Origin of the sequence: Pseudoalteromonas sp. HM-SA03, from assembly GCF_002289345.1 — a bacterium.
Classification (GTDB): Bacteria; Pseudomonadota; Gammaproteobacteria; order Enterobacterales; family Alteromonadaceae; genus Pseudoalteromonas.
On the sequence record NZ_NSDG01000042.1, the window covers coordinates 15,746 to 27,371 of the forward strand.

The 11,626-nt window shown below is 42.8% G+C and carries 17 protein-coding genes; 10 read left to right on the forward strand and 7 right to left on the reverse strand.

The features are described 5' to 3' along the window. Positions 1-21: 21 nt before the first annotated feature. On the forward strand, positions 22-1,080 hold the full coding sequence (locus CKO50_RS08060; RefSeq protein ID WP_095727738.1) for a hypothetical protein: 1,059 nt from the start codon (positions 22-24) through the stop codon (positions 1,078-1,080). A 6-nt stretch (positions 1,081-1,086) separates the two neighbouring features. Here CKO50_RS08060 and CKO50_RS08065 read toward each other — a convergent pair whose 3' ends face one another. Further along, positions 1,087-1,668 (reverse strand): YqaA family protein, encoded by a 582-nt coding sequence (locus CKO50_RS08065; protein WP_095727739.1) that lies wholly within the window; start codon positions 1,666-1,668, stop codon positions 1,087-1,089. A gap of 168 nt (positions 1,669-1,836) precedes the next feature. Here CKO50_RS08065 and CKO50_RS08070 point away from each other — a divergent pair, with 168 nt between their 5' ends. Beyond that, the gene (locus CKO50_RS08070; protein WP_095727740.1) at positions 1,837-2,433 is read left to right on the forward strand and encodes an ACP phosphodiesterase; all 597 of its coding nucleotides are present in this window, start codon (positions 1,837-1,839) and stop codon (positions 2,431-2,433) included. Between the two features lie 173 nt (positions 2,434-2,606). Here the strand turns inward: CKO50_RS08070 and CKO50_RS08075 are convergent, their stop codons facing one another. The 3 genes from CKO50_RS08075 to CKO50_RS23955 form a co-directional block, all read right to left on the reverse strand. After that, the gene (locus CKO50_RS08075; protein WP_095727741.1) at positions 2,607-4,052 is read right to left on the reverse strand and encodes a serine hydrolase; all 1,446 of its coding nucleotides are present in this window, start codon (positions 4,050-4,052) and stop codon (positions 2,607-2,609) included. A gap of 104 nt (positions 4,053-4,156) precedes the next feature. Then, positions 4,157-4,540, reverse strand: coding sequence for a rhodanese-like domain-containing protein (locus CKO50_RS08080; protein WP_095727742.1), 384 nt, complete (start codon positions 4,538-4,540; stop codon positions 4,157-4,159). Positions 4,541-4,646: 106 nt separating this feature from the next. After that, positions 4,647-4,805: a hypothetical protein gene (locus tag CKO50_RS23955; RefSeq protein ID WP_176474630.1), complete on the reverse strand. Its 159-nt coding sequence runs from the start codon at positions 4,803-4,805 to the stop codon at positions 4,647-4,649. Here CKO50_RS23955 and CKO50_RS24520 point away from each other — a divergent pair. Beyond that, complete coding sequence (locus CKO50_RS24520; protein ID WP_255229484.1) at positions 4,791-5,120, forward strand: LysR family transcriptional regulator; 330 nt, start codon at positions 4,791-4,793, stop codon at positions 5,118-5,120. The genes CKO50_RS23955 and CKO50_RS24520 overlap by 15 nt on opposite strands. 41 nt (positions 5,121-5,161) lie before the next feature. After that, on the forward strand, positions 5,162-5,653 hold the full coding sequence (locus CKO50_RS24525) for a LysR substrate-binding domain-containing protein (RefSeq protein ID WP_255229485.1): 492 nt from the start codon (positions 5,162-5,164) through the stop codon (positions 5,651-5,653). Here the strand turns inward: CKO50_RS24525 and CKO50_RS08090 are convergent. Further along, positions 5,631-6,017, reverse strand: coding sequence for an MmcQ/YjbR family DNA-binding protein (locus CKO50_RS08090; protein WP_010606232.1), 387 nt, complete (start codon positions 6,015-6,017; stop codon positions 5,631-5,633). The genes CKO50_RS24525 and CKO50_RS08090 overlap by 23 nt on opposite strands. A gap of 132 nt (positions 6,018-6,149) precedes the next feature. Beyond that, positions 6,150-7,160, reverse strand: coding sequence for a hypothetical protein (locus CKO50_RS08095; protein WP_095727743.1), 1,011 nt, complete (start codon positions 7,158-7,160; stop codon positions 6,150-6,152). A 481-nt stretch (positions 7,161-7,641) separates the two neighbouring features. On the opposite strand from CKO50_RS08095, the gene CKO50_RS08105 reads away from it, so the two are divergent. From CKO50_RS08105 to CKO50_RS08115, 3 genes are all read left to right on the forward strand, one after another. Then, on the forward strand, positions 7,642-7,959 hold the full coding sequence (locus CKO50_RS08105; protein ID WP_010375910.1) for a hypothetical protein: 318 nt from the start codon (positions 7,642-7,644) through the stop codon (positions 7,957-7,959). Between the two features lie 32 nt (positions 7,960-7,991). Then, entirely contained in the window at positions 7,992-8,726 is a 735-nt protein-coding gene (locus CKO50_RS08110; RefSeq protein WP_095727745.1) for a YafY family protein, read from the forward strand. Between the two features lie 117 nt (positions 8,727-8,843). After that, positions 8,844-9,398 (forward strand): hypothetical protein, encoded by a 555-nt coding sequence (locus CKO50_RS08115; protein WP_095727746.1) that lies wholly within the window; start codon positions 8,844-8,846, stop codon positions 9,396-9,398. A 170-nt stretch (positions 9,399-9,568) separates the two neighbouring features. Here the strand turns inward: CKO50_RS08115 and CKO50_RS08120 are convergent, their stop codons facing one another. Continuing rightward, complete coding sequence (locus CKO50_RS08120) at positions 9,569-9,937, reverse strand: hypothetical protein (protein ID WP_095727747.1); 369 nt, start codon at positions 9,935-9,937, stop codon at positions 9,569-9,571. 97 nt (positions 9,938-10,034) lie between these two features. On the opposite strand from CKO50_RS08120, the gene CKO50_RS08125 reads away from it, so the two are divergent. From CKO50_RS08125 to CKO50_RS08135, 3 genes are read left to right on the forward strand one after another with little or no spacing between them, the layout of a single operon-like run. Further along, entirely contained in the window at positions 10,035-10,289 is a 255-nt protein-coding gene (locus CKO50_RS08125; protein WP_095727748.1) for a helix-turn-helix transcriptional regulator, read from the forward strand. Continuing rightward, positions 10,289-10,756, forward strand: coding sequence for a hypothetical protein (locus CKO50_RS08130; RefSeq protein WP_095727749.1), 468 nt, complete (start codon positions 10,289-10,291; stop codon positions 10,754-10,756). The genes CKO50_RS08125 and CKO50_RS08130 overlap by 1 nt, the downstream gene beginning before the upstream one ends. 3 nt (positions 10,757-10,759) lie before the next feature. Then, positions 10,760-11,359 (forward strand): hypothetical protein, encoded by a 600-nt coding sequence (locus CKO50_RS08135; RefSeq protein WP_095727750.1) that lies wholly within the window; start codon positions 10,760-10,762, stop codon positions 11,357-11,359. The last annotated feature ends 267 nt before the right edge of the window (positions 11,360-11,626 follow it).

The window sequence follows — 11,626 nt, forward strand, 5'->3', positions numbered from 1 at the left end:
GGAATACAAAACAATAACGATATGAAGCAACTACTCCCTACTATATTTCTAACTGCATTAGTGGCCTGTACGCCATCAGAAATCACCAAAATAGAGCAAGAACTAGCCCTTGCTCAACAACAACGGAATTTAGATGCTCAACTTAACGCGCTGAAGTCGCTCAATGAGTACGATCATAATAAGTGGCAAGCGTTATACCTAGAAACATTAAATGCTTCCACTTTGCTATTCGATGCACACCGCGCCTATGAAAACGGCAACATTGTTACAGCTCAAATAGGAGCTGGACAATCCAAAGGTATTAATAACTCATTGCAAGCGGATACATTGCTGCGTGCGTTATCTATCGATTACCCACTAACTGAATTGATTGATGAATTAGTCCAATTGCAAACGGCAAAGAGTAAAAGTGAAATATCGTTCACCCGTTTTTTTAACCACCCTCCTAGCAAGTGGAATACTATTGAAATCAATCAAAAGCTGCATGCCATAAATACTAAGATAAAAACAATTACTGAGCAGATTGAAACACTGCAAAATACTCACAGACAATCTCAGAGTTACCAAGTGGTATTAGTCGAAGCGAAGCGGCAACGTGGTTTACTCGTCGAACAGGAATCTATTTTTTTACGCCACTTGCAACAACAGTTCAGTGTTTTGCATCAAGCGCAATTTACAAAGATTTATCAAACAGTGGTCGAACAACTTAATAACTTTGACGAACCAGTGGTAGCTTCGATGGTCCGCCAAGATCAAAATAAATTAATTGAGATGATGCAGCACCAAAGTGAACTGCTGTACAACATTGATCTCATGCTGAAACAGACAGGCTCTGCAAGACATACTGAATTCGAGCCTTTTTATCTTGCCTATATTCAACTGCTGAATAAGTCCAAAGATTACAGGGAGTATGCTCGGCAAGGTAAAGCAGCCCTCGCGTTATTTGAGCATGTCGGAGCCCCTAATAATTTTTATCAACAGTATCAAACGCTGGTGTCAGAGCCACTAGCACTGAGCGATGATTTACTCGCTTTTGCACGCTCACAAAATGAATCAAAATTTTTGTATAGAAAATACTAGGCCCTACTAGCGACTAGTTATCCACCATGCGAGCAGCACAATTGCCGTTGTGAGAATAACGGCTTTTATTTTATGTTGTTTAATTAGCTTTTCAGCCTGATCACCAGCAAAGTAAACGACCGCCGCCAAGCCAAAATAACGTAGTGAACGGGCAATACAGGTTGCAATTAGAAATTGTAATAGTGAAAATTTTGTGGCACCCGCTGCTAACATGGCAATCTGAAAAGGTACTGGCGCAATACCTAAGGTCAACACAAACCAAAACCCCTGACTTTGCATCTGCGCTTTCACTTGCTCAAACTGAGACTGGCTCGACAGCAGCTCAATAGCGGAATCCCCCACTGCATCAAATAAATAGTAACCCAACGCATAACCAAATAAGGCACCAATCACACATCCAACCGTCGCCATTAGCGCAACTAGCCATAGTTTTTCTCGCCTTGCCTGCATTAGCGGCACCATCACAGCTTCAAGCGGAATAGGCACGATGGTTGACTCTAAAAAAGAGGCAACCGTGATCCCTTTGAGCATATTTTTTGATTCTACTAATCGCTTGGTCTTTTGCTTCAATTCAGCCGTTAGCGCCATCACACTTCCCCTGATGTTCTAAGTAATGGAGACAAGCATAGCCTAAGCTACGTTTCTATTTCCTGAATTAAGCAGTGCTTTATATGCTGTTCTTTAGACATGCAGGTATTTGTATGTGCGGACAAGTGCGATACTCTGTTGTAGTGTGAATTTCTGGGGGATGTTTCTGTGAATTATTTGGCGCATTTGTACTTTGCCAAACCGACTGCCGCATCGCACTTTGGTAACTTGCTCGGTGACTTTCAAAAAGGCGTGAATATACAAGCACTACCTAAACCTGTGCAACTTGGTCTACAAACACATATACAAGTCGATAAATTTACCGATAGCCACTCGATTACAAAATCCGCTAAACAACTTTTTTCGCCCACGCGTCGCCGTTTTGCAGGCATTGCACTGGATGTGTTATATGACCACTTTTTGATTAAGCACTGGCAGCAATATCACAGCACCTCGCTTGATGACTTTAAACGTCAGAGCTTTTCATTGCTGCACGATAACTTGCACATCATGCCTGCGCACATGCAACGAGTCGTTAGCGCAATGACACAAAATGATTGGTTTGCCACCTATGAATCCGTAGCTGGTGTGGGTCATGCACTCGATAACATCGCCCAACGTATTCGTTTTCAAAACCAATTTTCAGGCACTGAAGTGGATATAAAAGAGCACTACCACCAGCTTGAATCTGAATTTCAAACCTTTTTTCCGCAGTTGGTTGAGCACATAAGGCAGCAATCCATAGAGCACCAGAAAATAGAGTAAACTGTCGCCGTGTTACTCAATACCAACTCGATTGCAAGGTTGCCAGGAAGGGCTGCTCCCCGCTGGACACCTGTTCTTTGGCTGCTATCTAACCAGTCAAAACGGTACATAAACGCTAGATGTATTTTATACCAATACCAGAGACAGACTACTCGTTGACGTGAAGTTTCCGATTAAATCCGCTCAAAACGATATAGGCTACGCCAAATCACCGCGGTGATCTCACCTTTATCATTCGTTTCAATGGTGACATCCGCGCCCCCTTCAAGCTCAATCAGAGTGTCTTCCTCTGTGGCAACAAACGCCATCAGGTTATCACGGGCCATATCTAAGACGTTAAATCGCATCCCCTCTCGGGTGATTTTCATTTTAAACTGATGATCTTTCTCATAAGCATACTGACCTTCCAATTGCTTTGCGCGTGCCTCAGGTAATGTAATCGCAGTTATCTTTTTACTGCGTATAAAATTCCAGCCGTAATGTTCGCTGATGGCAATGCGAAGCTCACCAAATACGGTACTCGCTGAGTCGCCATTGGACATCAACACCATACCCTCACCTTTTTCCACAAATGCTTCAAAACGATTGCTAAAGCCTTTATTTTTACCACCATGGGTGAAGATAAGTCCTTGCTCACGCTGTTCAAGCTCTGGTCCCAAACCCCATACGTCATGATGAACTTCAAGCATTTGCTTCGCCAGCTCTGGTGTGATGGGCCCCACGGTATTGCCTGCATACGCTTGTTGTACGGCCATAATATATTTAGCGAGATCCACCGGAGTGGTCCAAAGACCAGCTGCGGCTTGTTCTGGATAAACATGCCAGTCCCCTTCGACTTGCTCGCCTTTATCGTCAAACGCAGCACTGGCTTTTGACCATAAAGTTTTCGGTAGTGGTTGCGCATAGGTACTGTTGTGCATCCCTAGCGGAGTTAAAATTGCCTGTTGGACATACTCTTCAAATGGCATTTTTGTCACATCTGCCACGAGCAACTCCATTACCGTGTAACCACCGCCAGAATAGCGCCAAGCTTTACCAGGCAAAGTGTCAACCGTCACTAAGTCGGTATTGCCTTTACCCATTAAGACTTCAACGTCAGTTGGAATTTTACTACCACGCACGTAGCCCGGAAAACCATGTTGAGTGAGCCCCGAGGTGTGAGTCATTAACTGTCTCAAAGTAACAGGATTGGCTTTGGTAAATTCGTTCGTTGGTACTTTCCAAGAGGTGAGATATTGATTAACGTCAGCATCTAAATCGACTTTACCATCTTGCGCTAACTTTAATACCGCAAGCGCAGCAACTGGCTTACTAATTGACCCTGCCTGAAACAGCGTTTCAGTAGTCACTTTTCGATTTTGCTTTTTATCTGCAATACCAAAACCCTCAGCCCACACCACTTTACCATCTTTGATCACGGCAAGGCTTAAGCCCGGCAAATGCGTTTCTTGAAGACGCGTCTGCAAATCTACAGGTTTATATTTTTGGCCTTCCAATTGCACTCTAGGTAAAAGATTTTGTGCAACTTGTTGAACTTGATGTTGAGCTGAGTCAGTGGCGAAGGATGTCTGACTTAGCAAAGACAAGCAAAATATGGCGTAGTACAATAGTTTCGACATGATATTTCCCTTGTTATTATCGTTATTCACTCACTTTACACATTGATAAATGTGCCGTGAATGAATAACAGTATAATCATGAGATGAAGAAAAATGCACCTACATCAACTTTGAGCCTGAGACACTCGGCGATTAACGGGGTAACGCTCGAAATCCTCCCAGTAATGAATTCCACCTATCATCTCTTTTACTTGATAGCCCATTTTTGCAAGCTTATACGCGGCCTTTGTCGCGCCATTACACCCAGGACCCCAACAATAAACCACGATTGGTGTGGCCTTGTCATACTTAGCCATCGTCAGTTCGCTTATGTCTGCGCTTGGCATATTAACTGCGCCTTGAGCATGACTTTTGGCAAAGGCTTCATTCGACCTGACATCAAATAGCACAAAATCCTGCTGCCCCGTTAACATCGCCTGATAAACATCAGCACAATCCGTTTCGCAAGCCAGCTTCATTGCAAAATACTGTGATACTTCTACTTTCATCTTCTAACTCCTATTTAAATACTCTGGGTTCTAAATAATCTGAGCTGCGGATAATTATTTAACCTGAGGTTTGGATAAGGAATGAGCTAGCTCAGGTTATTTAACCTCACCCAAGGTCAACTACGTTACGCACTTGATAGGCGTTAATGAATTCATATTTTTTGAAGGCGATGTTCATCATTTCAGAATAGGCAATCGCAGCAAGCTCATTTAAACTGGTGGTATTCAATACGTGATTGAGTTTAGAGCAATGGAGTTTTACCATTTAAGGTCGTTTGTTGCGGTTGCAGAGGCCCAAAATCTAACGGCAGCAGCGAAACGACTGTACACCACACCACCTGCTATCAGCGCCCATATCAAAGCGCTTGAGGAAGAACTCAATACCGTATTGTTTCATCGTTCTAGCAAAGGGATGCAGCTCACAGAGCAAGGTAAGATCTTGCTAGACAAAGCTAAGTTAACGCTTGCAAGTGCAAATGATTTAATGCACACCGCAGCGCAAGCCAAAACACTGCTCACAGGCGAGTTCAGACTTGGCTTGAACCACCCTATCGGCACCTCGAGCAAACNGGCACACTGATAAAAACCCTCAACCAGCACTTTCCAAGTCTTTCTTTTTCGCTGGAATTACTCTCAAGTGGTGTCATCGTCGACAAACTCAGTGATGGGCTACTTGATGGTGGGGTTATTTATGGCGAAGTACCTGCACATTTTAGCGCTGTACCGCTCACAGAAGTTGCAGTTACCACCGCTTATCCTGCATCTTGGCCTACGCCATCACATAAAGCCGAATTGGCACAGATGACGTGGATACGTATGGGAAAAGGCTGCCCTTTTGATAAGCAACTTGATCAACAGCTAAGCGAAGTAAACGCGGTAAATATTAATGCTGCGGATGAGCGCTCCCGCTTGGCTTTAGTTAAAGCAGGACTCGGCGTGAGCTTTATTGAAGCCAACGCCATTGCAGATGAAGGAGCAGAGGTTGCCTTGTCTAGTTTGCTAGACTTTTCGCTCCCCGTACATTTTGTTGTGGCAAATCAAGCGCTCACAGAGCCTAAAGTGAACGCCGTGTACCAAGTCGTTTGTGCATCTATTGATGCTGCGCAAGGATAATCCCCTGCTGCTTTTTCGGCATTTTTTCGACTACAAGGCGAAATGAGTTATCCATCATCCGCTCAAGTTCTCCTGTAGGAATGGAGCCATCGAGCACCACCGTGTTCCAGAGCTTTTTATTCATGTGGTAACCCGGTAACACCGCACTAAAAATGTCTCGCAGCGCTTGCGCTTCATCAGGATCGCATTTGAGATTTACGCGCCAATGGGGATGCTCGTCATCTTCTTTACCCATTTTACCAAGCGCCAACGTCGCGAACATTTTGTCTTTCACTTTATATACATCAACGCCTTCACCAAAAGGCTGACTTACGCTGGTATAGGGTTTTGCAAGCAAGTAGTCGTGTACTTGTTGATGATCCATCTTATTCTTCTACCTTTAGATTAATCGTTGCCGCTTAGTAGTAAAGCATAATACCAAGCGGCGTAGTAGCATAAATTACTCAATCTGAGGTTTGAATAAGAAATACGCTAACTCATTGTTTTGAAGCTCAGGTCACTCAGGTTGTGGTGCCTGCCCTTGCCAACTCCAACTTGGAAATAGTTCGCCATTCACGACGGCATTATTACCAGAAAACAGCGAGTGCGGCCTTTCTTGCGTTACCCAATTTGTCGCAGAGGAATGCTCCAACTCAAAAACCACGTTCCCAAAGAAGCTGTAAGGCCCTGACAAGGTCGAGTTTCTATAAGCAGCAAACAAAGTTTGGCCGCCCATCATCAGTTCGCCAACACTACTTTGCTGGTCGATTTCGGCGGTGCCTTTACTCCAGACCATCAATAGATTTATATGCGACTGCCCATCTGCTAAAAAGTAGCCATTTCCAGCAACTTGTACTGCGTCGAACTGGTTCCCTTGGGTACTTCTAGCATTGGCGGTGTCAAACACATATGCTGTCATCGCCTGATTGCCGGCTACAAATTCAGCAAATGCGCCCCCTGCTATTTTCACTTTGGCTTGATTTAGATTACTTAAGTAAAGATTACTATTATCTGTCACGATATAGTGATATTCAGGCTCAGTGCCTTGCACTTGAGTCGCGACATTATCCAATCTTGCCATTCCCTGCGCCGTCACCGTTACGCTACTTTGCTGAGCGGTACTGACAAGCCCTAAGTTATTGAGCTTAGCCGAGCCAGACTCCACTAATATGGTCGGCTGTACGCCGCTTAGCGCCCCAGAGATAACATCTTGAGAATTATCAGACCCAGAAATGATGATACCAGGTCTCGTGATCTTAATTGGGCCCTGACATTGTCCTTGAATAGCAAAGGTTATTTCATCAACAGGCCAACTTACTTGCTCAACGGCACGTTTCAGTAAGCTGGGGTTAGTATGACAGTTGATAGCAAAAGTATACGACCCACTGGCACTTTGTGATGCGACTTGCTTTGCCAAGACATTCAGCCTTTTGACATCGCTGTCATTTGTGTCCTTTGCAAAAACATGGGAAGCGCAGATAGCGGATGCAACCAAACTGGTTGCAAATATGCTTGTACTTAATTTCATTTCCTTATCCTTTACACGGTTAATCCTGCCAATTGCAGTACCCTAAATCCTAATACAGATCCTTTGTTTTGCCAGGGCCTGTTGATCTTTGCTGTTTGACTTTTGTTCTCCTGAGTGTGTTTTGGTCGCGACGCTCGACTTGCCGCCTAGTAATCTAGGCAAAAGTTGAGCAACAATGAACAAAGCGTACTCAGGTGAACCCAAAGGGCAGTGCTTGATTGGCATTTCTTCTGTGTTGCCCCACAAGGATGTGGGGTAAGGTGACTTTGCAGGAGCATAAAGTCTTTATCGCNTGACTTACATAGAACAACTATGCTACGCAGACTCTGCCTTGTATAAATACCAATCAAGCTGCTGCAAAAACAAACTTGAAAGATAAACAGGCCCTCGATATAAAATGCACTGTATATTTAAACACTCCTGACACTCCCTGACACAACATCGTGGTTTACTCATCTTGAACTCAAAAAGGAGAAAGGCCATGCAACAAAATGTCGTAGAGATTGTAAAATTTAAATTAGCTCTTGGTGCTACAGAGAGTGACATTATGGGTGTAAACCCAGCATTTACCGAGTGGGTTGAACAGCAGCCTGGGTTACTATATCGTTCGTTAACTAAAGACAGTCAGACTGGCGAGTATTTAGATATTATTTATTGGCAATCGATGGAGCATGCTAAAGCGGTTTCGGCGCAATTCCCAACAACCGAAGTATGCCAAAGATTAACGCAATACATAGACAGCGAGAGTGTCACCATTAGTCACAGTAATGTGCTCTCTCAAACGCCATGTAGCGGTTAATTAATCTGAGATTTGAATAACAAGGAAAACTCGTGCATAAATCAGAACGTCTCTTTCAGTTAGTGGATCTGCTCAAGGGTCGACGATTAGCGGTTACCGCTAAATCATTGGCCGATCACTTTACGGTATCTGAGCGTACTATTTATCGCGATATTCAGGACTTACAAAGTTCTGGCGTGCCAATTGAGGGGGAAGCAGGTGTCGGCTATATCATTGGTGACTACCCACTGCCCCCTATGATGTTTAGCTATGATGAACTCACCGCATTATTACTTGGCAGTAAAATGGTTGGAGCATGGACGGATCCCGAACTAAGCGCACATGCAAAAGCGGCCATTGCCAAAATAGAGGCCGTGCTACCCGCTCACCTCAAACAACAGCATGACCACTCCCCTTATTTGGTTTCGAGTTTTAAACACGGACCACAACAACAATCCTTTAGCGCTACACTCAGGCTCGCCATTGCAGCTAAGCAGTGTGTACAACTTGAATATCAAGACGTTGCAAAGCAACAAACCCAGCGTATTATCGAGCCTCTCGGATTGGTTTATTGGGGTGGAAAGTGGACGCTGGTCGCATTTTGTCAGCTCCGCAGTGATTACCGTGAATTTCGCTTGGACCGTATCACCGCGATACATAAAAGTGAGCTGACCTTTACCGTAAGTCCTGATAAAAACCTCAACCATTACGTTGAACTAGTTAAGGCCAAATACGCCGAAGAAATTGCACAGCACCAATGCCAAGCGCCTGATAAAAGTAGCAACTAATTCTAAGCTCACTGCCCGATTCATATTTTGTTACTAATACTTGCGCATCTAAAACCAACCTTTTCAAACTGCACCGCGACTAATTTTGTAAATCAGACTTATTCCTTCGAGGTGCTTATGAAAACCACAAAATCAATACTCATTATTTCGGTAACACTGGCTTTGAGTGCCTGCATTGGCTACTCCAATGCAAATACAACCGAGCCGCAAACACAAGGCAGCTACCGGCTTATCGCTTACCAAGACTGTAACCCAATAATCAAACACACCATGGACGCCGAACAGGTGGCCGCATACAAAGCACTCAAAGCGGCAGAGCGTGATATGTCAGCTTCTGAGTTACCTATGAAAGATATTGAAGACAAGCTCGCACTGCTCAGCAAAGAAATGGAAGCCATTAGTAAAGAGGCGATACAAGAAGACGACGATCGACTTGTGATCAATAAAGCGCTACTGGCAAAACAAGAAGAAAAGGCCAAGCAAATTGAGGCAGTAATTGAAAGTCACGCAGCTAATTTTGATGCCATTGACGACTATGCCGAAAAAATCGAAGCCGCAGCAAATCGTTTTGATAAAGCGTTAAAACCCATAATTGGTGACTTAAAAGAGGTCAATATTAATATCATCGAACCCGGTGAAACCCCGAGTGCCCGTTGCCTCGCGTCAAGCTAAGCAAATTGAACTGACTGAATGGAGGAAAATATTCCTCCAACTGTATTTGCTCATCGCTTGCCTTACCATTTAGACAAATTGATATGGACTTTGACTGACAGGCGGTTTTGAGCAAAATATGGCTACTTATACACGACTAGAATTAAAAACGAAGAGGAAATAGCTACTTTTTACAGTAAAACGTTTCTAATCACTTGTGAGACAGTATCTAAATTCTTCAAGCGTGGTTCTACCTCGACCACTTCAAGTCCCTTTATAGCCTCTATATCATCCATAAAAAAGGCAGAATCATATCGCCCTGTAGTTTTGCTTTTTACATAAACTAAAAAGTAACAGTGTTGATGTGCCTGATCGAGCCTACGCAAAAAGTCTATTTCTTCCGCAGTTATATTTGGTTTCACTAGCGAATGAATTTTGGATACAAAAACATGTTTTATGTAAACCACCTGTTGACCTTTGGTATATTTAGAAATATCGTGTAACCCATAGCCCGGCACGGCTGTGACTACAACTTCATCAATTTTTAGTAAACTTAGCATGTTCAATTTCTGTTTTAATGTTTCAATTTTATTGTTAACATTATGTTTAATGAGATGTGTAAAAATCTTCACATCATAATGAAAAAAGGAAAAGGACGTGATTAATGGCGATGATTTAAAAGCAATGAGGAAGAAAGCTGGGATCTCTCAAGAGCAAATGGCAAAAAAGCTTGGATGCAGTCTTAAAACGATTACCAACTATGAGCTGGACGTAAGTGATATTCGATCTAAGCTACTTTTTCAATGGTTTGTGTACTGCAAAATAGATGCTAAATCTTTACTTAATCAGATCAAAGAGCTGAGTAGTACGATGAATGGCTCTGAAAAAACAAAAATACAGGATGATGAATAATGAAAAAGGTTAAATTTCTTGATTTGATAAGCCGTATTTACTTTTTTTTATTTAGAGTTCAAGTTAATACGACAACGTTTAAAAAATTAGCAGCTGCTAGCGTTGCGATAAAACAAAACTTACTAAATTCAGAAAAAATACAATCTGTAGTCGGCGGTATTGGCCCATGGAAGCCACGCCACCCCCAAAGCAGTCAAGCCGCGGCTCCGTCTTTCGTCAAGAATACTAACTTCAATAGCAAAGTGGATAAACTAAAGATTGAAGCAACAGTTTGTAACCACATTTCAGGCGGAAATAGCGCTGTAAAACCTCGCAGAAATAAGACAGTTACAACCGAGACAAATCAGCTTCCTATCGATATGTGCTCTTCAATTTCAGGTGGCAATGGAGCCAAAAAGCCTCCCAGAAATCAGTCTATTGAAACAGAAGGGTCCGCAGATAAACCACTTCAAGGTATTCAAGGATAAAGAATGAAACTCTCAAACTTAGTTTTGCTTAGCATTGCTTCAATTTCATTCTTTTACATCCAGCTTTGGGATGAAAGTTTGGTCATGCCACTTCATTTACTATTGTTAAGTGTATGCACTCTATACGGGATGTATCGAAGAGATATAAATATCACCCACATTGCAGGATTTATTTTAGTGTTAACCGCCAGTAGTCATGCTGTTTTCGAGCTAGGCCTAATAAACTACACAATTCCTGATGAAAATAAGTTACTGCAAGGCACCATTATTTATGGTGTGCAATTATTGTTTAGTATCACGACTGCACTCATATTAATATTTAGAGTTCAGATTTCCAGACTTATCTCTAAATCCAAGCAAATTGAGTTAACCTACTTTGATGGACTTTACCATTGGATATACATGTACACCTCCTTAATTTACTTACTGGGGCTAGTAGAAAATATAGCGTGGTCATACTTCAACCTAAAATCATGGACCTTTATTTACGATAATTTCGAAGGCTTAATCTATATCGCATGGGCAATATGTTGCGGTGCGGTACTGACCATGATGATATGCTCAGCAAAATCAAACGACTCCCAAGAACCAAGACTGTCGTAAGCAATCAGCAAAAGTGTAAAAAACCAGATTTCTCTCTGGTTTTTTTGCTTTTGTATTCACAAGCTGTAGTAAGTAGAACCTCTATGCTCTGATGATAGGTTTTAACGCCCATCCAAGGGCCACGACTTACTTTTCTTTGATGCCCAAAGAAAAGGTAGCAAAAGAAAGGGCACTCCCAACATCACACTGTACCCTCTCTATCTCATCACAAAAGCATAACTTCTCGGCGGGTGAACCGCCTTATATGGACTCCTCCAATTGTACAAG